At 64.4% G+C, this 23999-nt stretch carries 20 protein-coding genes; 12 read left to right on the forward strand and 8 right to left on the reverse strand.

Going from position 1 to position 23999, the window contains the following annotated elements; all coding sequences use genetic code 11:
- Positions 1-315 precede the first annotated feature (315 nt).
- Genes PG897_RS01200 through PG897_RS01235 form a run of 8 tightly spaced genes read right to left on the reverse strand, consistent with a single transcriptional unit; the run spans position 316 to position 8134 of the window.
- Positions 316-1062, reverse strand: a complete 747-nt coding sequence (locus PG897_RS01200) for a DUF3379 domain-containing protein (protein WP_201880704.1) — start codon at positions 1060-1062, stop codon at positions 316-318.
- Positions 1055-1645, reverse strand: a complete 591-nt coding sequence (locus tag PG897_RS01205) for a sigma-70 family RNA polymerase sigma factor (protein WP_005301215.1) — start codon at positions 1643-1645, stop codon at positions 1055-1057. Before PG897_RS01205 ends, PG897_RS01200 begins: the two co-directional genes overlap by 8 nt.
- A 12-nt stretch (positions 1646-1657) precedes the next feature.
- Positions 1658-3199, reverse strand: a complete 1542-nt coding sequence (locus PG897_RS01210; RefSeq protein WP_201880702.1) for a BatD family protein — start codon at positions 3197-3199, stop codon at positions 1658-1660.
- Positions 3196-4686, reverse strand: coding sequence for a VWA domain-containing protein (locus PG897_RS01215; RefSeq protein WP_201880789.1), 1491 nt, complete (start codon positions 4684-4686; stop codon positions 3196-3198). Before PG897_RS01215 ends, PG897_RS01210 begins: the two co-directional genes overlap by 4 nt.
- The gene (locus tag PG897_RS01220; RefSeq protein WP_201880700.1) at positions 4686-5696 is read right to left on the reverse strand and encodes a VWA domain-containing protein; all 1011 of its coding nucleotides are present in this window, start codon (positions 5694-5696) and stop codon (positions 4686-4688) included. Before PG897_RS01220 ends, PG897_RS01215 begins: the two co-directional genes overlap by 1 nt.
- Positions 5693-6274: a DUF4381 domain-containing protein gene (locus PG897_RS01225; protein WP_201880698.1), complete on the reverse strand. Its 582-nt coding sequence runs from the start codon at positions 6272-6274 to the stop codon at positions 5693-5695. The genes PG897_RS01220 and PG897_RS01225 overlap by 4 nt, the downstream gene beginning before the upstream one ends.
- A complete protein-coding gene (locus PG897_RS01230; protein ID WP_201880696.1) occupies positions 6259-7149 on the reverse strand; it encodes a DUF58 domain-containing protein in 891 nt (296 codons plus the stop codon). The genes PG897_RS01225 and PG897_RS01230 overlap by 16 nt, the downstream gene beginning before the upstream one ends.
- Positions 7150-7183: 34 nt before the next feature.
- Entirely contained in the window at positions 7184-8134 is a 951-nt protein-coding gene (locus tag PG897_RS01235) for an AAA family ATPase (protein WP_201885002.1), read from the reverse strand.
- A 194-nt stretch (positions 8135-8328) separates the two neighbouring features.
- On the opposite strand from PG897_RS01235, the gene fadI reads away from it, so the two are divergent.
- From fadI to PG897_RS01295, 12 genes are all read left to right on the forward strand, one after another.
- Complete coding sequence (fadI, locus tag PG897_RS01240) at positions 8329-9639, forward strand: acetyl-CoA C-acyltransferase FadI (RefSeq protein WP_010633895.1); 1311 nt, start codon at positions 8329-8331, stop codon at positions 9637-9639.
- Positions 9639-11762, forward strand: a complete 2124-nt coding sequence (fadJ, locus tag PG897_RS01245; protein ID WP_201880694.1) for a fatty acid oxidation complex subunit alpha FadJ — start codon at positions 9639-9641, stop codon at positions 11760-11762. The genes fadI and fadJ overlap by 1 nt, the downstream gene beginning before the upstream one ends.
- 294 nt (positions 11763-12056) lie before the next feature.
- A complete protein-coding gene (locus tag PG897_RS01250) occupies positions 12057-12197 on the forward strand; it encodes a TIGR02808 family protein (RefSeq protein WP_005301193.1) in 141 nt (46 codons plus the stop codon).
- Positions 12198-12389: 192 nt separating this feature from the next.
- Positions 12390-12947 (forward strand): YaeQ family protein, encoded by a 558-nt coding sequence (locus tag PG897_RS01255; protein WP_010633897.1) that lies wholly within the window; start codon positions 12390-12392, stop codon positions 12945-12947.
- Between the two features lie 11 nt (positions 12948-12958).
- Positions 12959-13843: an AEC family transporter gene (locus tag PG897_RS01260; protein ID WP_270828701.1), complete on the forward strand. Its 885-nt coding sequence runs from the start codon at positions 12959-12961 to the stop codon at positions 13841-13843.
- Positions 13844-14058: 215 nt separating this feature from the next.
- Positions 14059-15993: a sigma 54-interacting transcriptional regulator gene (locus tag PG897_RS01265; protein ID WP_201880686.1), complete on the forward strand. Its 1935-nt coding sequence runs from the start codon at positions 14059-14061 to the stop codon at positions 15991-15993.
- A 428-nt stretch (positions 15994-16421) separates the two neighbouring features.
- The gene (gene ygeW / locus PG897_RS01270; protein ID WP_201880684.1) at positions 16422-17609 is read left to right on the forward strand and encodes a knotted carbamoyltransferase YgeW; all 1188 of its coding nucleotides are present in this window, start codon (positions 16422-16424) and stop codon (positions 17607-17609) included.
- Between the two features lie 127 nt (positions 17610-17736).
- The gene (dpaL, locus tag PG897_RS01275; protein WP_201880682.1) at positions 17737-18936 is read left to right on the forward strand and encodes a diaminopropionate ammonia-lyase; all 1200 of its coding nucleotides are present in this window, start codon (positions 17737-17739) and stop codon (positions 18934-18936) included.
- A 124-nt stretch (positions 18937-19060) separates the two neighbouring features.
- Positions 19061-20278 (forward strand): YgeY family selenium metabolism-linked hydrolase, encoded by a 1218-nt coding sequence (locus tag PG897_RS01280; RefSeq protein ID WP_270828702.1) that lies wholly within the window; start codon positions 19061-19063, stop codon positions 20276-20278.
- Between the two features lie 99 nt (positions 20279-20377).
- On the forward strand, positions 20378-21802 hold the full coding sequence (hydA, locus tag PG897_RS01285) for a dihydropyrimidinase (RefSeq protein ID WP_201880674.1): 1425 nt from the start codon (positions 20378-20380) through the stop codon (positions 21800-21802).
- A 95-nt stretch (positions 21803-21897) separates the two neighbouring features.
- Positions 21898-22830 carry a carbamate kinase gene (gene arcC / locus PG897_RS01290; protein WP_201880672.1) on the forward strand — a complete coding sequence of 311 codons (933 nt, stop codon included), beginning with the start codon at positions 21898-21900 and terminating at the stop codon, positions 22828-22830.
- A gap of 184 nt (positions 22831-23014) precedes the next feature.
- Positions 23015-23938 carry a DMT family transporter gene (locus PG897_RS01295; protein ID WP_201883570.1) on the forward strand — a complete coding sequence of 308 codons (924 nt, stop codon included), beginning with the start codon at positions 23015-23017 and terminating at the stop codon, positions 23936-23938.
- Positions 23939-23999 lie beyond the last annotated feature (61 nt).

Below are 23999 nucleotides of genomic sequence, written 5' to 3' on the forward strand. Positions count from 1 at the left end.
CAATTCTGGCGTGATTCTATGGATCTGGTAGGAGGTAAGAAATCAGACCAGTGACAGCAGAATACATAAAAGTTTCTGGAGTGTTAATCATTTGTTTGAATGTGCCGCATAAATAGTCTCTTTTACCATTTATTGGATAAAAAACACGCACATAGGGCGATCTGCATCACAAAAATATTTTTCGGCACTTGCTGTGAATGAGCCGGAAATGGCGGCAAATCGTGGGGGATAAGGGCGGAAACGGGCAGCCAAGTTGTCTGGTCTGCCCGTCGGATTGACCCGAGGTCGTTCGGGTCAGGATTGCGTTAACACCTGTTAAATCGACCAGTGCAGTCGGGATTCCAGCTGCTGCGCCACCGGTGCCAGCGGCTCTTCCATGTCACCGATCAGTACCATGTTGGCCCCCTTGAGTTGCAGGATCTCCCCCTTGAGCTGGCCATCCTCGAAGGTGGGCTGCTGCAGGGTGAGCGGCACATGCTTGGGCACCAGAAACAGGGTGACCGGGCCCATCTTGCCCTGCAGCACCATGTGCAGCGCCGGCCCCTGATAGAAGGAGCAGTGGTTGACATAGGTGATCTTCAACCCCTGCATGCCCATCAGGGTGGCGCCATATTTCTCCATCTTGGCGTTGATGGTGCGCAGGCTCACCTGCTCGTCCACATCCTTGATAAAGGGCTCCTCGCCATAGACGTGGGCCATGGCGACCTGGGCCAGCGAGAGTTCGTCCGGGGTGGCCTGCGGCCAGCTCAGCCAGCGGGTGCTCATGCCGAGCAGGAAGGCGACCGAGGCGGCCATCGCCAGCGCACGCCAGTTGCTGCGCGGGCGCACCGGCAGGGGCACCACCTGCTCCTGATCTGCTTCCAGTGCCTGCCTGAGCAGGATGCGCTCGGCCAGGCCGGCCGGCACCTCGACCTCCATCGCCCGCTGCAGGCTGCGATCGAGCTGCTTCATCTCTTCAAGATGCTTGCGGTTGGCGGGAGAGCGCTGGGCCTGCTCGAGAAACGCGGGATCCTGCTCATGTGGATGGGCTATGGCCCGACGGCGAAATTCCAGCTCATCCATTGGTGTGTCCTCTCTGTTGGGTCGTTGACTCCATGGCCTCTTTGATCTGATTGCGGGCCCGAAACAGGCGGGTCATGACGGTGTTCTTGTTCAGCCCCAGTTGCGCCGCGATCTCGTCGCCGCTGAAGCCTCCCAGCACCTGCAGCAGCAGGGGCTCCTGGTATTCTGCCGGCAGGCGGGCGATGTGGCGTCTGAGCCACTCGTTCTCCATCTCCTGCTCGCTGTGCAGCGCCTCCTGATCGCTCTGGGGGTGCTCGTCGAGATCGACGAGATCAAACTGCTTGCGCTCGAAGCGCCGGGCGTTCTCCCGCCGCAGTATGGTGATGAGCCAGGCCTTGGCGGCCTTGTCATCCACCAGGGTGTCTATCCCCTTCCAGGCGCGCAGGAAGGTCTCCTGCACCAGGTCTTCCGCCACTTGCGGATCCCGGCACAGCCAGTAGGCGTAGCGGTAAATGTCCCCGTGCAGGGCATGCACCAGGGCTTCGTATTTGGTTTGTTTGTCGGCCATACCTCCATAGACCGGAGAGGTCGTGGGATCCTTTCCGACCGTGGCGCCTTTTTTTCTGAAAAATCCTAAAGCCATCGCTGGGCTTCCTTATTTGAATGAAGGCCCGGATCCACCGATCCGGGCCAGTTGCCTGAGGCCATAGGCTATCGCAAAAGTTTCATGGCCGCATAGGGCCGCGGCAAAGCCGCGCCAGTCGTGCCCACTATGGCTAGCGGGGGAGACGGCGGCAAAACAGGCTCGCTCCAGGGCGGCGAAGTGGGGCGCAAGGGCGGGAGCGCGGCGACAGGGCAGGGTGTCGAGACGAAGATGGGGCTGTGGCCAGCGCAGGGCGGCCCAGCCAAGCAGGTGTTGGCGGATCGGCTCGGCCTCGGTGCGGGCCAGCGCCCGCTGCAGGCGATAAAAGGCGTGCCAGCGCGGCCCGTGGCGCCAGCAGGCGCGCAGCAGCAGAGCCCAGATGACCCAGCGCAGGCTCTCGTCGTTCGGCCCATCCCGGGTCGGTTCCCCCTGCGCCCCTGCGGTGATGTGCAAGGGGACGGCGGGTAAGTGCGCGTATTCGATGCGCTTGTGTTGGGTGTTGAACCAGGCCAGCTCGATGGCGGGCAGCAGGTAATCGCCGGGCTCGTCGACGGTCAGGGCCTGACGCCACTCGCGCTCGAAGCGCAGCGTCCCCTCGGCGAGATAGCGCTCCTGCTGCTGTTCCCCGTCCGGTCTGGCCTGCACGCCGGCGGGCAGGGCTGTGCTTCCGAGCACTCTGGAGAGGGTGAGGCGGTTGCCATCCCCCCCCTCCAGGGTGAGGGTCAGGGTGCGGATCACCGGTTCGCCCGCTCTGGCGCCGGTGGGGGGATCCAGCCGCTGGCTCAGGGTGAGTCGGCTCGCCACCGGTTGCAGCGGGGGCTCGTCGATCTGCACGAACAGGGTGGCGGCCCGCGCCGAGAGGGGGTCGCTGCCGCCGTCATCCTGCGGCAGACGTCCCTGAAAGCGGGGGGACTCCAGCGGATGGCGCCCGGCCTCCCTGGCCTGCAGCAGCCAGCTGCGGGTCAGCCGGCCCGGCAGACCGGGGCTCGCCGGGGGCTGCCACTGATCGTTGCCGAGACGGCGGATGGTGAAGGCATCGCTGGCCGGTTCGGTGAGGTTGGGGGCCTCCATGTTGGCGGGCAGCCAGAGGCTGAGCTGATAGACAAAGGGCTGGCCGGGGTAGAGCGGCCCCTGTTGCAGCACCCGGGCCTGCAACTCGATGGGGGAGATGGCTGGTGCAGGCACCAGGCTGCCGCTCTCGGAGCGTGGCGGAAAGGGGATTGACGGGGTCTGCTCCTTCCCCAGCGACAGAGCCGGCACCAGCTGCTCTGCGTCGTCCAGCAGGTGCAGGGGGATCTGCCAGCGGGTCAGGTTTTGCTGCGGGGCCGTGACCCGGCTCATGGTCACCTTGCCCACCGCAAAGCGGCGCAGCAGGGGGGTGATGGCGAGTTCATCGCTCTGGCGCTCGCCGTCCGCTTCGATGATCAGCAGCCAGTCGCGGCGATCGGCCCCCGGCAGCAGCTCGGCCCGGGGCGGGGCGGCAAAGAGCTGCGCCGGCAGCAGCCAGAGCAGCAGAAGGCAGAGCGCATGGCAAGGGGCAAAGAGGCGCGTCACCAGGGATCCTCCCCTCTTGTGGGGAGAAGGCCCTTGTCGGCCTCCTGCTCGCGCCTGCGCTGATCCTCCTTGCGCAGCCGCTGCTCCAGCAGCAGTACGGGGGGAGATGGAGGCAGCGGGGCATCCGGGGTAGCGGCCTGTTCGGGGGTATCGACAGGCTTGGGATCCTGCGCCTCTGGTGCTGCCGCGGGCGGCTGGGCGCGCAGCAGCGCCAGGTTGTAAAGTGCGTCTTCATGGTTGGGGGCCAGTGCCAGCGCCGCCAGATAGGCCTGCTCGGCGGCGGCCAGCTGGCCCAGCTGTACCAGGGCGTTGCCCCGGTTGTAGTGGGCGGTGGCGCTGTTGGCCCGGCCGTAGGCGGCAACGGCCCGGCCGTAGTCGCCGGCCCGATACCAGGCATTGCCCTGCCAGACAGGATCCGCAAAGGCGCGGGCCGCCTCCTGGTAGCGCCCCTGCAAGAAGGCCTGCCAGGCCAGGTTGTCCCCGATCGGGGGCGTGCTGGCAAGCGCCGGATTGGCCTGCAGGGAGGGGGGCGTCAGCAAGAGTGTCCCCATTACCACCAGCCATAGGCTGCCGATGCGGGCCAGCAGTGCCAGCGGCAGCAGGGGCAGCAGCAGCCAGGGGCCGAGATCCTGCGCCTGGTGTGCGCCTGTGGTCTGACTCATGGGCAGGGGGGCAAAGCGCGGCAATCCTTGCTGCAGCCACTGCAGCTGACCGCCGAGATCGCCGGCCAACTGCTGCAGCATTGCCACATCCGGGGCGGGCAGCTCGCGGCCAAGGCCGCCGCCCAGGGTGGCGGGCAGTTGACTGGGTTGGCCTGCGTTGACCAGCAGGATATCGAGACGGGCTTGCACTTCGGGGTGGCAAAAGAGGTTGCCCTGGCAGGGCCAGCTCGCCTTGATCCGCTCGGCCTGATGCACGGTCAGGTCATCGGTGATCAGCAGCAGGCGGGCTTGCCGGCCGGCGGGGATCTGCTTGAGCGCCAGTGCCACGGCGCGCTCGGGCGCACTGCCCTGTCTTGGCATGATGGCCGGGCGCAGGTCGGGCAGCAGCAGGGCGATGGCCTGCTGATCCCGGGTGGGCGGCATGGCGAGGTAGGCATCCCCGGCAAATAGAATGAGGGCGATGGGATGGGCTGCTTCCTGCCGCGCCCTGTCGGCCAGCAGATCCTGCAGCAGCACCCGCACCCGGGTGGCCCGATCCGGCAACAGGTCGGTGGCCAGCATGGAGCGGGAGAGATCCAGCAGCCAGATGTCGAGGGCCGGGCTTGGCACGCTCAGGCTCTGCTGGCGCAGGGCCGGGCCGCTCAAGGCCAGGATCACTGGCAGGCAGGCCAGCCAGAGCCAGGGGCGCTGGCGCCGCTGCCCCGGCAGCAGATAGGCCTGCATGGCGGGGGCCAGCAGCGGGGGCTGGCGGCGACGGCGCCACCCCTGCCACAACCAGGGCAGCAGGGCCAGCAACCAGAGTGGGCGCAGCAGGGTGAGATCCATCATGGGGCGCCTCGGGACGGGTTGTCAGGCAGAGCCTTGCGAATCAGTCGCGCCGGCCAGCGCAACCGGGTGGGCCAGCTCAGCAGCAGCCAGGCCAGCGCCAGCGGCCAGGGGTAGAGCTCCACGTTGGGGCGATAGCGGGTCTGCGCGGTGGCGACGGGCTCCAGGGTATCCAGCGCCTGATTGATGGCCTCGAGATCCCCCTGGGTGCGCGCCCGAAAGTAACGGCCATGGCCCACCTCGGCCAGTTGCTGCAAGAGGGGTTCGTCCAGCTCGGCGCTGGGATCGCTCTGGGCCGGGGCCAGCATGGGTGCCATCGCCTCGGCAAAGGTATCCGGATCGGCGCCCACCCCCAAGGTATAGAGGCGAATGCCTGCGGCGGCGGCTCGTTTGGCTTCGCTCAGGGGATCGGCACTGCCGGCGGTGTTGCGCCCGTCGGTGACCAGCAAGAGGGCGGTGGAGCGGTTGGGAGCCTTGTGTTGGCGAGCAAGCAGGATGGCCTCGCCCAGCGCGGTGGTGCGCCCCACCAGCTCGAAATCGAGCTCGCGGGTAAGGCCGAGCAGGGCGTTGGTCTCCTGGGTCAGGGGTGAGAGCAGGTAGGCGTGGTCGGCAAACACGATGAGGGCGATGCGATCGCCGGGGCGGGCGGCGATGAGCCTGTCTATCTGCTGGCGCACCGCGCTGAGCCGGTCTTTTTGCTCCCCGTCGTCCAGCATGTCCTGGGTGCGCATGCTGTCGGAGAGATCCACCGCCAGGATGAGATCCCGGCTGCTCTGATAGCTCACCTGAGGCGGCTCCTGCCACTGGGGACGGCAAAGCGCCAGCACCAGGGCGCACCAGCACAGCGCCATCCGCCACAGGGGCTGGCCGGCATGGGGGCGCAGCAGAGGAAAGCCGGCATGGTTCAGCACACCGGGGGCGTTTGCGCCGCTGGGGCGGGGCGGCAGACCGAAGCGCACCAGCAGCGGCAGCACCAGCGCCAGGGCAAACCAGGGCCAGGCGAGGATCATGGCTGCCTCCGGATGTGCACATCTCTTGTACGGCTTCGCCCGCGCCGCCAGCGAGTGCGCAGCGCCAGCAACCAGGCTGGCGGGCAGATGCAGTGACGTCCCCAGGCGAGGTAGGCCCGGCGCAGCGCCTGGCGCTGCTGCGCATCCGGGCTTTGACCGCCGTAGAGCCAGGCAGACCAGTGCGGGGCCAGCTCGCGAAAGCGGCTGCCTCCCAGAGGATCGAGCCCCAGAGAATCAAGAAAGACAAGCCAGGGCTCGCCCTGCAGGGCAGCCGCCTCGGGCCAGCGGGGCAGCACGGCCTCGCGTAATGCAGTCTGCAGCTGGGGCACCAGATCGGGGGCCTGCCAGTCGAGCTGCCGCCGCCAGCGGCGATAACGCAGCAGGCTCTGCACTCCGAGGATGATCAAGGTGCCGACCAGCAGGGCGATCAGCAGCCACCACCAGCCCAGCAGGCGGGGATCGGGGGCCAGGTGCAGCAGCGGGCCTGGGTGAATGTCGCGCAGCTGGGCCGCCAGCGGGGAGGTGGGTACATTGCTGCCCGGCACGGCGCTGGCAAGCCAGTTCAGAATTGGCGGCATGCCCCCTCCTGCCACTGGCATTGCAGAGGCTGGCCGTTGTCGAGCCGGTAGAGGCGCTGCACCAGCGGCAGCAGTTGCTGATGGCTCTGGCGGGCCAGCTGCTCGGCGGCCGCTTGATAGCGCCAGGCGAACCCCGCTTCGCCGGCCTCGAGCCAGCCGCTCTGCTGGCCGGCGCGCACCGCCAGGCGGCCCTGGGCGGGCAGGGCTGCCTCCAGCGGATCGCGGATCTGCCAGCAATGCAGGTCGTGGCGCCGACCGAGCAGCTGCAACTGGCGGCAGAGTGCCTCATCGAGAGGGCTGTGATCGGTGATGAGAGTCAATCTGGCGCCGTGGGGCAGATTGAGGCGGGCCAGGGTATGGGCCAGGGTGTGGGGGGACGGCGTGCGCGCCAGCCCCAGCCGGTAGTGGTGGCAGAGGGCCTCCAGCAGCGGCACCAGCGGGCCGCGCTGGTGTTGCAGATGGGGCTCCACGCCGTGGCAGATCAGGGTGTTGGCCTGCTTTTCCCCTTGCCAGAGCAGGGCGGCGGCCAGCTCGCAGCCCAGGCGTGCCTTGAGCTGGTGACGTGAGCCGAAGTACATGGCCGGGGAGAGATCGAGCAGCAACCAGTGGGCCTGATCCTGCTCTTCGCTGTAGAGGCGGGTATAGGGGCGACCGAGGCGGGCGGTCACCCGCCAGTCGATGTGGCGTACCTCGTCACCGGCCTGATAGGCGCGCAGCTCGCGAAAGGTGAGCCCCGGTGTGCGGCCCAGCCGCCCTTGTGCCACCGGTTGAATACGCGAGCGTGGCCCCTGCCGGGCCCACAGCCTGATTGCCAGCAGTCTGGCGAGCGGCAGGGCGATATCGGGATGGGCGAGGGGATCGGCGGCGCTCGTCATGGCAGCAGGGCCTGCGCAGAGGGTGCGAGCGGGCTCAGGGGCATGGGATCGCATCCAGCAGCAGGGTGATTAGCGCCTCGTTGTCGAGGTTGTCCGCCAGCGCCTGATAACTGGGGATGAGGCGATGGCGCAGCACGGCCGGTGCCAGTTGCTGAATGTCTTCAGGCAGCACGAAATCCCGTCCGGCCAGCCAGGCCCTGGCGCGAGCCGCCCTGGCCAGACCTATGCTGGCCCTGGGGCTGGCGCCCACCGCGACCAGGGGCTCGAGTTCCGGACACAGGCCGCTGCCAGGGCGGGTGGCGCAGACCAGCTGCACCAGATAGTGTTCGAGACGCCCCTGCATCTGCACCGCCTGCACCGCGCTGCGGGCCGCCAGCAGATCGGCCTGGCTCAGGGTGAGTGGCGGCGTTGGCAGGGTGTCGCCCTGGGCGTTGAGCTGGAGGATGGCCAGCTCCATGGCGGGGCTCGGGTAGTCCACCAGCAGCTTGAGCAGGAAGCGATCGAGCTGGGCCTCCGGCAGGGGATAGGTCCCCTCCTGTTCTATCGGATTTTGCGTGGCGGCCACCATAAAGAGGGGGGGCTGGCGCCAGCTCTTCTTGCCCACGGTGATCTGATGCTCGGCCATCGCCTCCAAGAGGGCGGATTGCACCTTGGCCGGCGCCCGGTTGATCTCGTCCGCCAGCACCAGGTGGTTGAAGAGGGGGCCGGGCTGAAACACGAAGCTGGCATCCTGGGGATGAAACACCTCGCTGCCGGTGAGATCGGCGGGCAGCAGGTCGGGGGTGAACTGGATGCGGGCGAAGCGCCCCTCCACCGCGCCGGCCAGCGCCTTGACGGCCCGGGTCTTGGCAAGACCGGGGGCGCCCTCGATCAACACATGTCCTTCACATAACAGGGCGATCAGCAGCCCCTCGATGAGGGGGCCCTGTCCCAGAATCTGACTACCAAGATAGTCCCCAAGCTGTCTGAACTCGGCCGCTGCCATGCAATAAACCCGTTGTTTTCATAGAAGTTGATCTTTTTATACTCCAGTTGGCGCACAAGGGCGAGGGAGGGGGCCAAGATGGCGGCAATTTAGTTTCAATCAGCCGTATGAAATTTGTGAGTGGATTGTTAAGATGTGGCGCAATGAGGTCAGACCTCTCCCTTTTAGTCTTCTCGTTTAACCAAGGAGCCAGGATGAAAGAGCCATTGAAACTGACGACTCGCCAGGGCGAACGGATTGCCGTCGTGGCGGGTTTGCGCACCCCCTTTGCCAAGCAGGCCACCGCCTTTCACGGCGTGCCTGCGGTGGATCTGGGCAAACTGGTGGTGAGCGAGATGCTCGCTCGCACCGATCTCGATCCCAAACTCATCGACCAGCTGGTGTTCGGCCAGGTGGTACAGATGCCGGAAGCTCCCAACATTGCCCGCGAGATCGTGCTCGGCACCGGCATGAGCGTCAGCACCGATGCCTATAGCGTGTCGCGCGCCTGTGCCACCAGTTTCCAGGCCGTTGCCAACGTCACCGAATCCATCATGGCCGGCACGGTGGACATCGCCATCGCCGGCGGCGCCGACTCCTCCTCCGTGCTGCCCATCGGGGTGAGCAAGAAGCTGGCCCGCGCCCTGGTTGATCTCAACAAGGCGCGCAATCTGCAGCAGCGTTTCAATATCCTGCGCCAGTTGCGGGTCAAGGATCTGCTGCCGGTGCCGCCCGCCGTGGCCGAGTACTCCACCGGTCTCTCCATGGGCCAGACCGCCGAGCAGATGGCCAAGAGTCACCAGATCAGCCGCGAGGCACAAGACGCGCTGGCACACCGCTCCCACACTCTGGCCGCCCAGGCCTGGGCCGATGGCAAGCTCAGTGGCGAGGTGTTCACCGCCCACGTGCCTCCCTACAAGGCGCCGCTGGAGCGAGACAACAACATCCGCGAAAGCTCGGATCTGGCGAGCTACGCCAAGCTCAAGCCGGTGTTTGACCGGCTGCACGGCTCCGTCACCGCCGCCAACGCCACCCCGCTCACCGACGGCGCCGCCGCCGTGCTGTTGATGCGCGAAGGGCGAGCCCGCGAGCTCGGTCTCGAGCCGCTCGGCTATATCCGCAGCTTCGCGTTTTCTGCCATCGATGTGTGGCAGGACATGCTGATGGGCCCCTCCTACGCCACCCCGCTGGCGCTGGACCGCGCCGGCATCACGCTCAGCGATCTCACTCTGATCGACATGCACGAAGCCTTTGCCGCCCAGACCCTGGCCAACCTCAAGATGTTTGCCAGCCACGAGTTTGCCCAGAGCAAGCTGGGTCGTGAGCAGGCCATCGGCGAGGTGGATATGGACAAATTCAACGTCCTCGGTGGCTCGCTGGCCTATGGTCACCCCTTTGCCGCGACCGGTGCGCGCATGATCACCCAGACCCTGCACGAGCTGCGGCGTCGGGGAGGAGGATTGGGGCTGAACACCGCCTGTGCGGCGGGCGGTCTCGGCGTGGCCATGGTGTTGGAGGTAGAGTGATGAGCGAGAAGACTTTTTCCCTGGCGGTGCGCCAGGATGGCATCGGCATTCTCACCATGGATGTGCCGGGCGAGAGCATGAACACCCTGAAAGCCGCCTTCGTGGACGAGATCCGCGCGGTGCTGGCCGAGGTGAAAGCCAATAAAGAGCTGATCGGTCTGGTGGTGGTCTCCGGCAAGAAGGACTCCTTCATCGCCGGCGCCGACATCAGCATGCTGGCGGCCTGTACCAGCGCCAAGGATGCCGAGACGCTGTCGCGGGAAGGGCAGGTGATCTTTGCCGAGATCGAGTCGCTGCCCATCCCGGTGATCGCCGCCATCCACGGCCCCTGCCTCGGCGGCGGGCTGGAGCTGGCACTGGCCTGTCATGGCCGGGTGGTCACCGATCACGGCAAGACGGTGCTCGGCCTGCCCGAGGTGCAACTGGGCTTGCTGCCGGGCTCCGGTGGTACCCAGCGTCTGCCGCGCCTCATCGGGGTGGCCAAGGCGCTCGATCTGATGTTGACCGGCAAGCAGGTGCGGGCCAAGCAGGCCAAGAAACTGGGGCTGGTGGACGATGTAGTGCCCCCCTCCATCCTGCTGGAGGCCGCCATCAAGCTGGCCAAGAAGGGCAAGCCCCGGCACGAGCTCAAGCGGGATCTGCAGGGCAAACTGCTGGAGACCAACAAGCTTGGCCGCAAGGTATTGTTCGATCAGGCCCGCAAAGGGGTGAAGGCGAAGACCCGCGGCAACTACCCGGCCCCTGAGCTGATCCTGGAGGTGGTGCGCATCGGGGTGGAAGAGGGGATGCAGGCAGGCCTTGCCGCCGAATCCCGCCACTTTGGCGAGCTGGTGATGACCAGCGAATCCGCCGCTCTGCGCTCCATCTTCTTTGCCACCACCGAGATGAAGAAGGAGGTCACCTATCAGGGGGCCGAGCCGCGCAAGGTGGGCCATGCCGCCGTGCTGGGCGGTGGTCTGATGGGGGGCGGCATCGCCTTCGTCACCGCCACCAAGGCGGGGGTACCGGTACGGATCAAGGACGTGGCCAGTGCCGGCATCGGCAACGCCATGCGCTACAGCTACGACATCCTGGCCAAGAAGCTCAAGCGTCGTCATATCCTGCGCAGCGAGCTTGAGAAGCAGATGAGCCTGCTGACCGGCACCCTCGACTACTCCGGTTTCCACCGGGTCGACCTGGTGGTGGAAGCCGTGTTCGAAGATCTCAATCTCAAGCACCAGATGGTGAAGGATGTAGAGCGCGAATGCGGCGAGCACACAGTGTTTGCCTCCAACACCTCCTCTCTGCCGATCCACCAGATCGCCTCGGCGGCGGCACACCCGGAGCGGGTGGTGGGGCTGCACTACTTCAGCCCGGTGGACAAGATGCCGCTGGCGGAAATCATCCCCCACGCCGGCACCAGTGCCGAGACGGTTGCCACTACCCTGGCCTTCGCCCGGGCCCAGGGCAAGACCCCCATCGTGGTCAAGGACGAGGCGGGCTTCTACGTCAACCGCATCCTAGCCCCCTACATGAACGAGGCGGCGCGCCTGGTGCTGGAAGGGGAGCCGGTGGAGGTACTGGACGGTGCCCTGCTCGATTTCGGCTTCCCGGTGGGCCCCATCACCCTGCTGGACGAGGTGGGGATCGACGTTGGCGCCAAGATCTCCCCGATCCTCGAGAAAGAGCTGGGGGGCGAGCGCTTCCAGGCACCGGCGGCCTTTGACAAGCTGCTGCAAAACGATCGCAAGGGGCGCAAGAACGGCAAGGGCTTCTACCTCTACGGCAAAGCCGCCAAGGGCAAGAAGAAGGTGGACGACAGCGTCTACGGCGTCTTGGGCGTCAGCCCCCAGGCCAAACAGGCCAAGGCGGAGATCGCCGAGCGCTGCGTGCTGATGATGCTCAACGAAGCGGCCATGGCGCTCGACAGCGGCGTGGTGGCCTCGGCCCGCGATGGCGACATCGGCGCCATCTTCGGCATCGGCTTCCCGCCGTTCCTGGGGGGCCCGTTCCGCTACATGGACAGCCTTGGCATCGAGCACCTGGTGGCACGCCTTGAGCACTACCAGAAGCGCTATGGCGACCGCTTCGCCCCCTGCGATCGCCTCAAGGCGATGGCGGCGGAGCAGCAGCGCTTCTATTGAGGTAACGCCGCTCGCGGCAACAGGCCAACTGACAAGGAGGCGACCCTGGGGTCGCCTCCCTCTTTTTGGCGCAGCGATGGGGGAGGAGAGGGCAGTAGGCTGACAACGGGTTGAATTGCGTCCATATTTTTCCTCGGCAAGGGATAAATTGTTGATCCAACGCAAAGTAGCCCCCTATTTATTACTTTGGTGGCATAGGACTCAGGCGCTGGTTGGGGTCAAATAGCATCATCAGGAACGGGGAATAACCCCGTCACGAAAGGGACACCCATTTCACTGGATGAAGGACACATAATGAGTCTGCTTGAACAAACCATCTGGACTGTATTGGGATATGGGGCCATGCCCTTTATCTTCCTGAGCGGGTTTGTAGCGGTAGCAGTAACCTGCTGCTTGCTGCTCAATGCCTTCGGGGTCAAGTCCGCCGAGAAGTGATCCGCTTCTTTCGTTCATACCGCCAAATGCCAGTCTTCGGACTGGCATTTGTTTTTGGAGCCTCTGCAGGCCGTTATCTGCGCGAGCCAGGCCAAATCTGTGCTGCTTGAGGTCGAACCGGCCGCCGATTTTGATTACACTGGCGCGCAGTTTTTCATTCCGGCCCGCTTCCCAAGGTATTCAAGGTTTTCTATGGCTCTCAAGGCAACCGTATTCAAGGCTCAGCTCAGCCTGTCCGACATGGATCGCAATCTCTATCAGGACTTCTCTCTCACCCTGGCCCGTCACCCCTCCGAGACCGACGAGCGGATGATGATCCGGCTGGCGGCCTTCGCCTGGCACGCCGCCGAGCGACTGGAGTTCACCAAGGGCCTCTCTGCCGATGACGAGCCCGAGCTCTGGCGCAAGAACTATTCCGACGAGATTGAACTCTGGATCGAGCTCGGCCAGCCCGACGAGCGCCGTCTCAAGAAGGCGTGCAACCGCTCCCGTCATGTGGTGCTCTACCTCTACGGCGGCCGTGGCACCAGCGTCTGGTGGAAGCAGAACCAGGGCAAGCTCAGCCTGCACGACAACCTCACCGTGATTGAGCTCTCCGACAGCCAGACCCTGCCGCTGACCGAGATGGTGGAGCGCACCATGCAGCTCACCTGTACCATCTCCGACGGCCAGCTCTGGGTGAGCAACGGCCGCCAGGAAGTGACCCTGGATCCCGTGCTGCTGATGGGAACCCCCGCCCGCGAACTGTAAAGGACTCGCCCATGTTCAGCGCCCTGCTCAATATCGTCATTCCGGTGTTTGCGGTGGTGGGGCTTGGCGCCCTCTACGGCCGGTTGCGTCCGGGCGGCGCGCTGGGTTACGTCAATCGGGCCAATATCGAGCTGTTCACCCCGGCGCTGGTGTTCTCGGCGCTGGTCAAATACCCGCTGGATCTGATGGCCCACCTCTCGCTCATCGCGGCGGGGGCCCTGGTGATCCTGCTGCCGGGGTTGTTGCTCTCCCTGCTCAGGCTTAGCAGCATCAGCCGACCGGCCCTGATCCTGCCCGCCATGTTTCGCAACACCGGCAACCTCGGCATTCCGCTGATGGTGTTGGCCTTTGGCGAGCAGCAGCTGGGCGCCATCATCATACTGTTCGTGCTCTCCAACCTGCTCCACTTCTCGGTGGGCATGTTCATCCTCTCGGCCAACACCTCCCGCTGGCTCTGGTTACGCAGCCCTGTGCTGTGGGCCGCCCTGGCCGGCCTGCTGGTGGCCAATCTGCACATTTCGCTGCCCGAATACCTGGTGACCAGCGCCTCCCTGCTCGGCCAGATCTCGGTGCCCTTGATGCTGTTTGCCCTCGGCATCCGGCTGATGGAAGGGGTGCTGGATCACCTGGGGCTCGCCCTCAAGTGCAACCTGCTCTATCTGCTGGCCGGTGGCATCTCCCTGGGGCTGGCGGTCTGGCTGCTGCCGTTGCAACCGGCCTGGATCCCGCTTCTGATGCTGTCGGTGGCGCTGCCGCCGGCGGTGCTCAACTACATGTTGTGCGAGCAGTACCAGTGCCAGCCCGAGAAGGTGGCCAGTATCGTGCTCGGCGGCAATGCGCTCTCGGTGCTGGTGATCCCGCTGGCAGTCTGGCTGGCCCTGCATCTGGGCAGTTGAGGCGTCCTTTCTCACCGTTTTCGCGTACCCCAGATGATATCTGCGGCCTGCTCCTTGGCTTTTATCTTCCCCACTCTGCGCCAGCTCTCACTCCGGGGAGCGGGGCGGGTGCAAGTTCCCTTTTCGTGATCCTCGGCGAAGTCGCTGCCATCGAATTGGCATAGTATCTGGCCAGCATGAATCCCACCCGGGGTGGGAGCCAGGGGATTTACAACATGATGTCCGTCAGTAACCAATGTTTGTTGATGCAGATCCAGCCCACCATTTTGCGCTTTGCCAAGATGCTGGCCAGCGTACTGCAACTGGAAGTGGAAATCGTGGACGCCAACATGGTGCGGGTGGCGGGAACCGGCCCTTACGGCAAGTTCTTCGGTCGCCAGCTGGAGGGGGACTCCCGCCTGTTGCGCTACGTCATCGAGCATCAGCGCGAGAAAATCGTCACCCACACCAGCGAGGATCCGGTTTGCGAGGGGTGCAGCTGCAAGGAGAGCTGCCGGGAGCGGGCCTTTCTCGGGGTGCCCATCATGGTGGAGGAGAACTGCATCGGGGTGATCAGCCTGGTGGCCTTCAACCCGGAGCAGCAGGCCCGCCTCAACAACAACCTGCAGGAGGTGTGCGACTATGTGCAGCACATCTCCAGCATCTTCGTCGCCAAGCTGCTCGACTCGCGCGGCCTGTCGGACGGGGTCAACAAGGTCTTCCTCAGCCTGATGAACCACATGGATCAGGGCTGCCTGCTGCTCGACGAGAAGAGCCAGCTGCTTTACGCCAACGAGGTGGCGCTCAAGCAGCTCAACTGCCAGCAGGAGGCGCTGCTGGGCTGCGAGATAGGGCTGCGGCCGCTCACCTTTGCCCAGCAGGGGTTGACCGGCCACCTGCAACACATCGTCACCCTGGGGGATCGCCAGGAGCTGATCATCGGCCAGTTGCATCACGTGCAGGGCCAGCAGCTGTTTCTGATGGCGTTTCACCAGTCCCACGGCACGCCGAACCCGCCGCTGGAACCCGACGAGGGAGTCAGCATGCTGATCGGGGAGAGCAAGCCGATGCGAGCCTTGAAAAAGCTGCTCCATCGCATCGCCCTTAGCCCCTCCAGCGTGCTGGTGTGCGGCGAGAGCGGCACCGGCAAGGAGGTAGTGGCCCGCGCCATCCACCGGCTCAGTCCGCGCCGTGACAAGCCCTTCATCGCCATCAACTGCGCCGCCATCCCCGAGCAGCTGCTCGAGAGCGAGCTGTTCGGCTACGTGAAGGGGGCCTTCACCGGGGCTTCCAGCACCGGCAAGCAGGGGCTGATCCAGGCCGCCCAGCAGGGCACCCTGTTTCTCGACGAGATAGGGGACATGCCGCTCACCATGCAGGCCAAGCTGCTGCGGGTGCTGGAGCTGCGGGAGGTGACCCCCATCGGCGCCAGCCGGCCGGTGCCGGTGGACATTCGCATCATAGCCGCGACCCACCAGCATCTGGAGCAGTACATCGCCGAGGGCAAGTTTCGCGAGGATCTCTTCTATCGCCTCAACGTCATTCCCATCCACCTGCCGCCCCTGCGCGAGCGGGAGGGGGACGTGGCGCTGCTGACCCACTACTTCCTCAACCTGCACACCAGCCGCATCGGCCTGCTGTATCCGGGGCTCAGCCCGGAGGTGATGGCTCTGCTCGAAGGCTACCGCTGGCCGGGCAACGTGCGCGAGCTCAGCAACCTCATCGAGTACCTGGTGAACGTGGTGCAGGCGGGGGAGGTGATCGAGAGCATCCTGCTGCCCCCCAACATCTTGCGCAACCAGCGCAGCGGGGCGGACGAGCCGTCACGCAGCACGGCGCAGATCGCGCGTATGCCGCTCTCGCCCGACCCTTATTCCCATGGCGTGCTGGCCGACCCTGCGCTTGGTCCTGCTGCTGGCAACCCGGCATCGGCTACGGGGGCTCCCTGGTCATCGCCAGAGGCAAGCCTGCCAGAGCCGGCTGCCGGTCAGGTCGAGCGCGGGTTGGCGCTGCCACTTGGCGAAAACGGGCTGGAGAACATGGAAAAGCAGATGATAGAGGAGACCCTGCTGCGCCTTGGCAACAAGAAGCTGGCCGCCCAGGCACTCGGGATCGGCATCGCCACCCTCTATCGCAAGATAAAGAAGTACGAGATAGCCGTGCAGGCCTGATCCCGCAGCGGGTCGCCTGGCGGCCCCGTTTGACCGCGTTGTGACCGACAATCGCGGCGTTATCATTATGAGAATGTCGCCCCACTTTCTATCAATTGGCAGGTGTCGGTGATAGCCGGACTGATAATTATCAGGGCCGGCTTGGCCTTCTATCACCCTATTCTCGCGCTATTTCAGCAGCGCTCAGCCATCCGCTTTAAAATAAGCCGGCTCACCTGCCTTGGCGGGGCGCCATATAGCTTAAGGCTGTGCGCCGGCTCACATTCAAGACGCCTTTTCTGGTTATTTCACGCTTATTTATGCGTTGGCACGCTTATTGATTGCCCTTGTTTGACGCTGACCGATGAACTCACCCAATGGCCCTTGTTTCGGTGACCTGTGAGTGGAAGGGGAGCAATGCATTTCTCATCAACAGATTGGGGCTAACGATGAAAGCAGTGAACCAGTTAATCAAAGAGATCAATGAACTCAAGTCCAACCTGCATGAAAAAGACTTCCTGCTGACCTGGGAGCAGACCCCTCAGGAGCTGGCGCTGGTGCTCAAACTGGCCGAGGCCCTCAAGGGACTGCGCGCCGAAAACATCGCCACCAAGCTGTTCAATACCGGTCTTGGCATCTCGGTGTTTCGCGACAACTCCACCCGTACCCGCTTCTCCTACGCCTCCGCCCTCAACCTGCTGGGCCTGACCCAGCAGGATCTGGACGAGGGCAAGTCCCAGATTGCCCACGGCGAGACGGTGCGTGAAACCGCCAACATGATCTCGTTTTGCGCCGATGCCATCGGCATTCGCGACGACATGTACCTGGGGGCCGGCAACGCCTACATGCGTGAAGTGGGCGCCGCGCTCGACGAAGGGTTCGAGAAGGGAGTGCTGCCCCAGCGCCCGGCGCTGGTCAACCTGCAGTGCGACATTGATCACCCGACCCAGTCCATGGCTGATCTCGCCTGGTTGCAGGAGCACTTCGGCAGCCTCGAGAACCTCAAGGGCAAGAAGATTGCCATGACCTGGGCCTACTCCCCGAGCTACGGCAAGCCGCTCTCCGTACCGCAGGGCATCATCGGCCTGATGACCCGCTTTGGCATGGACGTGACCCTGGCCCATCCAGAGGGGTATGACCTGATCCCGGACGTGATCGAAGTGGCCAGGGAGAATGCCAAGGCCTCCGGTGGGAGCTTTCGCCAGGTGACTTCCATGGAAGAGGCGTTCAAGGATGCCGACATCGTCTATCCCAAGTCCTGGGCTCCCTATCAGGTGATGGAGCAGCGCACCGAGCTGCTGCGGGCCAACGATCATGCGGGCCTGAAAGAGCTGGAGCAGCATTGCCTGGCACAGAACGCCAAGCACAAGGATTGGCACTGCACCGAAGAGATGATGGCCCTCACCAAGGGGGGTGAGGCGCTCTATATGCACTGCCTGCCGGCGGATATTTCCGGCGTCTCCTGCAAGGAAGGGGAAGTGAGTGAAGGGGTATTCGAGAAATACCGGATCGCCACTTATAAAGAGGCGAGCTGGAAGCCCTATATTATCGCCGCCATGATTGTCGCCCGTAAATTCTCGGCACCGGGCGCCGCCCTCGAAAGCTTGATAAAAGAGGCGCAAAAACGCGTCAAATAATGGCCTGGCCGGGCGGGAAATAATGCCCGCCCGGCCGTCGTCATCACGCATTGATTGTCACGGGTTCTCTCCCCGGGGCGCTTTTCACTCGATGATCCCCGGCGAGATGACTCTTTGCGAGGTATTCATGTCCCAATTTTCCCTGAAGATGGAGATTGCCGATAACCGTTTCTTTACCGGTGAGTCGCTGCCCCTGTTTTCCCGTATCGAGGCGCAAAAGGCCCGCGCCTTTCATAAAAAACTGGCCGGTTATGAGCCCACCCCCCTGTGCGATCTGAAAGCGCTCGCCGCCTATATCGGGGTGAAGAACATCCTGGTGAAGGATGAGTCCAAACGCTTTGGCCTCAACGCCTTCAAGATGCTGGGGGGGGTCTACGCCATCGCCAACTTGCTCTGTGAAAAATACGGGGTGGCGGTGGAGGATTTCACCTTCGATCTCATCAAGCGCACCATCAAGGAGCCGATGACCTTCGCCACCACCACCGACGGCAACCACGGTCGTGGCGTCGCCTGGGCCGCCAAGCAGGTGGGCCAGCATGCGGTGGTCTACATGCCCAAGGGCTCGGCCCAGGAGCGGGTGGACCACATTCTGGCGCTGGGGGCCGAGTGCATCGTCACCGACATGAACTACGACGACACCGTGCGCCTGACCATGAAGATGGCCGAGGAGCGCGGCTGGTACATAGTGCAGGACACCGCCTGGGAGGGGTACACCAAGATCCCGACCTGGATCATGCAGGGCTATGCCACCCTGGCCGACGAAGCGGTCGAGCAGATGCAGGCCATGGGCATCCAACAGCCCACTCACGTGCTGCTGCAGGCCGGGGTCGGGGCGCTGGCGGGCGGCGTGCTCGGCTATCTGGTGGACTGCTTCGGGGCGAAGAATCTGCACAGTATCGTGGTCGAGCCGGATCAGGCCGACTGCATCTACCGCTCCGGCGTGGCGGGGGAGATGGTCAACGTGGGGGGCGACATGCGCACCATCATGGCCGGTCTCGCCTGCGGCGAACCCAATCCCCTTGGCTGGCCGGTGCTGCGCGGCTGCACCACCCAGTTCATCTCCTGTCACGACAAGGTCTCGGCGCTCGGCATGCGAGTGCTCGGCAACCCCCTTGGCGATGATCCCCGCATCATCTCCGGCGAGTCCGGCTCGGTCGGCACCGGCGTGCTGGCGGCGGTGCGCCACCACCCGGATCGCGCGGCGCTGATGGCCCGGCTGGGGCTCGATGAGCAGTCGGTAGTGCTGGTGATCAACACCGAAGGGGACACCGACGTGGCCCATTACCGGGAAGTGGTGTGGGAAGGCAAGCACCCCGCCTGCGACTAATCCCCCGCGAGAACAGAGACACGAATTGAAGAACTGATCGCGCCTCACCAACGGGGCGCGGTAACGGGCACAGGGCGCTGCCGACGAACAGGCCGCGCACTCTCAGTTGTTATGGAGAATCACAATGAGCAAGCAAATTCCGTTTGAAATGGTGTTGGAGAAGGCCTACCAGTACAAGGCCGAGATGACTCAGTTCCTGCGCGACATGATCGCCATCCCGAGCGAGAGCTGCGATGAAGAGCGGGTGGTGCTGCGTATCAAGCAGGAGATGGAGAAGGTCGGCTTCGACAAGGTGGAGCTCGACCCCATGGGCAACGTGCTGGGCTATATCGGCCACGGCCCGCACCTGATCGCCATGGATGCCCACATCGATACCGTGGGGGTCGGCAACATGGCCAACTGGACCTTCGACCCTTATGAGGGGATGGAAGATCACGAGGTAGTCGGTGGTCGCGGTGCCTCTGACCAGGAAGGCGGCATGGCCTCCATGGTCTACGCCGGCAAGATCATCAAGGATCTGGGGCTGGAAGACGAGTACACCCTGCTGGTGACCGGTACCGTACAGGAAGAGGACTGCGATGGCCTCTGCTGGCAGTACATCATAGAGCAGAGCAAGATCCGCCCTGAATTCGTGGTCAGTACCGAACCGACCGACTGCAACATCTATCGCGGCCAGCGTGGCCGCATGGAGATCCGCGTCGAGGTGCAGGGGGTGAGCTGCCACGGTTCTGCGCCCGAGCGCGGCGACAACGCCATCTTCAAGATGGGCCCCATCCTTGGCGAGTTGCAGGAGCTCAGTCACAACCTTGGCCATGACGACTTCCTCGGCAAGGGCACATTGACCGTCTCCGAGATCTTCTTCACTTCGCCAAGCCGCTGCGCCGTGGCGGACAGCTGCGCCGTCTCCATCGACCGTCGTCTCACCTGGGGCGAGACCTGGCAAGGGGCGCTCGACGAGATCCGCGCCCTGCCTGCGGTGCAAGCCGCCGGCGCCGAGGTCTCCATGTACCAGTACGACCGTCCGGCCTACACAGGTCTGGTCTACCCGACCGAGTGCTACTTCCCGACCTGGAAGGTGGAAGAGGATCACATCACGGTCAAGACCCTCTCCAAGGCTTATCGCGAGCTGTTCAACAAGGCGCCTGTGGTGGACAAGTGGACCTTCTCGACCAACGGGGTCTCCATCATGGGTCGCCACGGTATTCCGGTGATCGGATTTGGCCCGGGCAAGGAGCCGGAAGCCCACGCGCCGAACGAGAAGACCTGGAAGGAGCATCTGGTCAAGTGCGCCGCCATGTACGCCGTGATCCCCATGCTCTATCTGGCGGAGCTGGACAAGTAAGAGCGCAGGGCAGGGAGACTGGCGTCCCTGTCCACCATGATCAGCCCCGCTCAGGCGGGGCTTGCTGCGTGAAGGGCAACAGGAGTTGAGGGGGAGTGGATGAAACGGCTGATCAAGAACGGCGTGCTGGTCGATGCACAGGGTGAATATCGTCAGGATCTGTTGATCGAGAACGGGGTGATCCGTGCCCGTGCCGCCGATATCCAGCCCGATAGCGAAACCGAGGTGATCGATGCCTGCGGCTGTTACGTGATGCCGGGCGGCATCGACGTCCACACCCACTTCAACATCGACGTGGGGATTGCCCGCAGTTGCGATGATTTTTTCAGCGGAACCCGTGCCGCCGCCTGTGGTGGCACCACCACCATCGTCGATCACATGGGATTTGGCCCGGCGGGGTGCAACCTGCATCACCAGCTGGCCCGCTATCACGACTATGCCGCCGATCAGGCGGTGGTCGATTACAGCTTTCACGGCGTTGTCCAGCATGTGGATGACGCTATCCTCCACGAGATGGCCGCCATGGTGCAGGAGGAGGGGATCAGCAGCTTCAAGCTCTATCTCACCTACCAGTACAAGTTGGGGGATCACGACGTGCTGCGCGCCCTGGCCCGCCTCAAGGAGGTGGGGGCGCTTGCCACCGTCCATCCCGAGAACGATGCCGCCATCGCGGCGCGCCGCGCGGCCCTATTGGTCGCCGGTCACCATGAACCCTGGTATCACCCGCAAAGCCGCCCACTGGAGTGCGAGGCGGAGGCCATCGCCCGGATGATCAATCTGGCGGGGCTCGCGGGCAATGCGCCACTCTATATCGTCCACCTCTCCAACGGCTTGGGGCTGGAGTATCTGAAACTGGCGCGCCGTCAGGGGCAACCGGTCTGGGTGGAGACCTGCCCGCAATATCTGTTGCTCGATGAGCAGTGTTATTACAAGGAGAACGGGGTCGACTTCCTGTTGAGCCCGCCGCTGCGCGGGCGCAGCGAGCAGGACAAGCTGTGGGTCGGCATCGCAGCTGGCGATATCGACACCGTCGCGACCGATCACTGCAACTTCTCCCACGCCCAGCGCATGACCTTGTCAGGTGGAGATTTCAGCCGCTGCCCCAACGGCTTGCCCGGGGTCGAAAACCGGATGCTGCTGCTGTTTGCCCACGGAGTGCTCGGCGGGCGCATCTCGCCGTCCCGCTTCGTGGCCCTCACCAGCGCCAACCCGGCGCGCCTGTTTGGCCTCTGGCCGCGCAAGGGCAACCTGCAACTTGGGTCTGACGCCGATCTGGTGGTGATGGATCCCCGTGGCGAGACCCTGATCCGTCACGCCGCGCTGCACGACAACGGCGACTACAGCCCCTACGAGGGGATGCGCTGCCCCGGTCGGCTCAGGCTGACCCTGAGTCGCGGCGAGATAGTGGCTCGCGATGGCGAGTTTCTGGGGCGCCGTGGTCACGGCCGTTTTCTGGCCAGAGCGCCCTTTGATCCGGCCTTGGCGCCGGATCGGCACTGGCCTTGTCCCACAGTGGCAGGCTGACAATCCGTTCGAAACAGGCTAACCCGCAAACTTATGCGAACAACGAAAGGTGGGCCGGTATCGCGCCGGCTTGTCCCCTCACTGGAGATAACAAGATGAAACAGCGAATCGTACTGGCCCTTGGCGGCAATGCGCTGGGCAACAACCTGCCCGAGCAGATGAAGGCGGTGCAGAGCACGGCGGGCACCATTGCCGACCTGATCGCCCAGGGGCACGAGGTGGTGGTGACCCACGGCAACGGCCCGCAGGTGGGGATGATCCAGCAGGCGTTCGAGGTGGCGGCCCGCCACGATCCCAAGGCGCCCCATCTGCCCATGTCGGTCTGCGTGGCCCTGAGCCAGGGCTACATCGGCTATGACCTGCAAAACGCCCTGCGCGAGGCCCTGCTTGAGCGCGGCATTCACAAGCCGGTTGCCACCCTGGTGACCCAGGTGGAGGTGGATAAAAACGATCCTGCCTTCCTCGACCCCAGCAAACCCATCGGCGGCTTCTTCAGCAAGGAGGAGGCCGAGGCGCTGATGGCCAAGGGCGAGCGGCTCAAAGAGGATGCCGGTCGCGGCTATCGCCGGGTGGTGGCGTCTCCCAAACCCATCGACATCATCGAGAAAGAGACCGTCTCTGCCATGCTGGCAGCCGGTCAGGTGGTGATCACTGTCGGTGGTGGCGGCATTCCGGTGCTGCGCGAGGGCAACCACCTGCGCGGTGCCAGCGCGGTGATCGACAAAGATTGGGCCAGTGCCAGGCTGGCGGAGCTCATCGATGCCGACATGCTGATCATCCTCACTGCGGTAGAGAAGGTCGCCATCAACTTCGGCAAGCCCGAGGTGCAGTGGCTCGATCAGCTGAGCGTGGGGGATGCCCAGCACTTTATCGCCCAAGGGCAGTTTGCCAAAGGCTCCATGCTGCCCAAGGTGGAGGCGGCGCTCTCGTTCGCCACCTCCATGGCGGGGCGCAAATCCCTGATCACCTTGCTGGAGAAGGCCGCTGACGGCATTGCCGGCAAGACCGGCACCCTGATCAGCTTGTAGCCTCGTCTTTGATGGTTGCAAACAGGGGGCCCAAGGCCCCCTTTCTGTTGGCTGGTACAGGGGATTGGCAGAGGGAAGCATGGGCCGGCCAGCTCTTATCCGCGGTGGGCAGGGGGACGGCAGAGGAGTAAGATTGCGCCCCGAATGGCGGACGCACCGGCCGCCGCAGCAACAAGGCAGCACAATGAATAGCAAGTTGAACATGGCGGCGTTGGGGGGATTGATCCTGCTCACCGCCATCTGGAGTTACAGCTGGATCGTGATGAAGCAGGTGATGCTCTACGCGGGGGCGTTCGAGTTCACCGCCCTGCGCTGCCTGTGCGGATCCCTGGTGTTGCTGCTGGTGCAGTGCCTGCGCGGACGCCAATACCTTACACCCACCCCGTTTCGCTATACCCTCGCCATCGCCCTGTTCCAGACCTGCGGCATGGTGGGGTTGGCCCAGTGGGCGCTCATCAGCGGCGGGGCGGGCAAGGTGGCCATTCTGAGCTACACCATGCCGTTCTGGGTGGTGATCTTCGCGGCGCTCTTTTTGGGTGAGCGGATGCGCAAGCTCCACTATCTGGCGGTCGGGGTGGCCGCCTGCGGCCTGCTGTTGGTGATCGAGCCCTGGCAGCTGCACCTGGATTCCATGAAGAGCGCGCTGCTGGGGATTGCCTCCGGCATCTGCTGGGGGATCAGCGCCATCATCGCCAAGCGGATGTATGCCCGCCACCCTGCGGTGGATCTCATGTCCCTCACCACCTGGCAGATGATCTACGCCACCCTGGTGATGGCATTGGTGGCGGCGCTGGTGCCGGAGCGACCCATCGACTGGCAGCCCTACGTGTTCGGTGCGCTCGCCTACAGCGCCATCTTCGCCACGGCGCTGGCCTGGAGCCTCTGGTTGTTCGTGCTGAAAAAGCTGCCGGCGGGGATCGCCGGGCTCAGCACCCTGGCGGTGCCGGTGAGCGGCGTGCTGCTCTCCTGGTGGCTGCTTGGTGAAAACCCGGGGCCGGTGGAGGGGAGCGGTATCGCCCTGATCGTGCTGGCGCTTCTCGTCATCAGCCGCAAGGGCAAGCGCTCTGTGGTGTCGGTGGCGGGGGAGACCCGGGTCAAGCAGGGCTAAGCCGATTAGAGGAACGAGCATGGAAAAGGGCCCGCCATCATGGCGGGCCCTTTTTGTTGGC

Origin of the sequence: Aeromonas sp. QDB20 (assembly GCF_027707805.1) — a bacterium.
Classification (GTDB): Bacteria; Pseudomonadota; Gammaproteobacteria; order Enterobacterales; family Aeromonadaceae; genus Aeromonas; species Aeromonas dhakensis.

Bases quoted from the DNA above. Each gene is read 5' to 3' on its own strand.
- PG897_RS01200 (WP_201880704.1), bottom strand. From the start codon at position 1,062: ATGGATGAGCTGGAATTTCGCCGTCGGGCCATAGCCCATCCACATGAG.
- PG897_RS01205 (WP_005301215.1), bottom strand. From the start codon at position 1,645: ATGGCTTTAGGATTTTTCAGAAAAAAAGGCGCCACGGTCGGAAAGGAT.
- PG897_RS01215 (WP_201880789.1), bottom strand. From the start codon at position 4,686: ATGGATCTCACCCTGCTGCGCCCACTCTGGTTGCTGGCCCTGCTGCCC.
- PG897_RS01220 (WP_201880700.1), bottom strand. From the start codon at position 5,696: ATGATCCTCGCCTGGCCCTGGTTTGCCCTGGCGCTGGTGCTGCCGCTG.
- PG897_RS01225 (WP_201880698.1), bottom strand. From the start codon at position 6,274: ATGCCGCCAATTCTGAACTGGCTTGCCAGCGCCGTGCCGGGCAGCAAT.
- PG897_RS01230 (WP_201880696.1), bottom strand. From the start codon at position 7,149: ATGACGAGCGCCGCCGATCCCCTCGCCCATCCCGATATCGCCCTGCCG.
- PG897_RS01235 (WP_201885002.1), bottom strand. From the start codon at position 8,134: ATGGCAGCGGCCGAGTTCAGACAGCTTGGGGACTATCTTGGTAGTCAG.
- fadI (WP_010633895.1), top strand. From the start codon at position 8,329: ATGAAAGAGCCATTGAAACTGACGACTCGCCAGGGCGAACGGATTGCC.
- fadJ (WP_201880694.1), top strand. From the start codon at position 9,639: ATGAGCGAGAAGACTTTTTCCCTGGCGGTGCGCCAGGATGGCATCGGC.
- PG897_RS01250 (WP_005301193.1), top strand. From the start codon at position 12,057: ATGAGTCTGCTTGAACAAACCATCTGGACTGTATTGGGATATGGGGCC.
- PG897_RS01255 (WP_010633897.1), top strand. From the start codon at position 12,390: ATGGCTCTCAAGGCAACCGTATTCAAGGCTCAGCTCAGCCTGTCCGAC.
- PG897_RS01260 (WP_270828701.1), top strand. From the start codon at position 12,959: ATGTTCAGCGCCCTGCTCAATATCGTCATTCCGGTGTTTGCGGTGGTG.
- PG897_RS01265 (WP_201880686.1), top strand. From the start codon at position 14,059: ATGATGTCCGTCAGTAACCAATGTTTGTTGATGCAGATCCAGCCCACC.
- ygeW (WP_201880684.1), top strand. From the start codon at position 16,422: ATGAAAGCAGTGAACCAGTTAATCAAAGAGATCAATGAACTCAAGTCC.
- dpaL (WP_201880682.1), top strand. From the start codon at position 17,737: ATGTCCCAATTTTCCCTGAAGATGGAGATTGCCGATAACCGTTTCTTT.
- PG897_RS01280 (WP_270828702.1), top strand. From the start codon at position 19,061: ATGAGCAAGCAAATTCCGTTTGAAATGGTGTTGGAGAAGGCCTACCAG.
- hydA (WP_201880674.1), top strand. From the start codon at position 20,378: ATGAAACGGCTGATCAAGAACGGCGTGCTGGTCGATGCACAGGGTGAA.
- arcC (WP_201880672.1), top strand. From the start codon at position 21,898: ATGAAACAGCGAATCGTACTGGCCCTTGGCGGCAATGCGCTGGGCAAC.
- PG897_RS01295 (WP_201883570.1), top strand. From the start codon at position 23,015: ATGAATAGCAAGTTGAACATGGCGGCGTTGGGGGGATTGATCCTGCTC.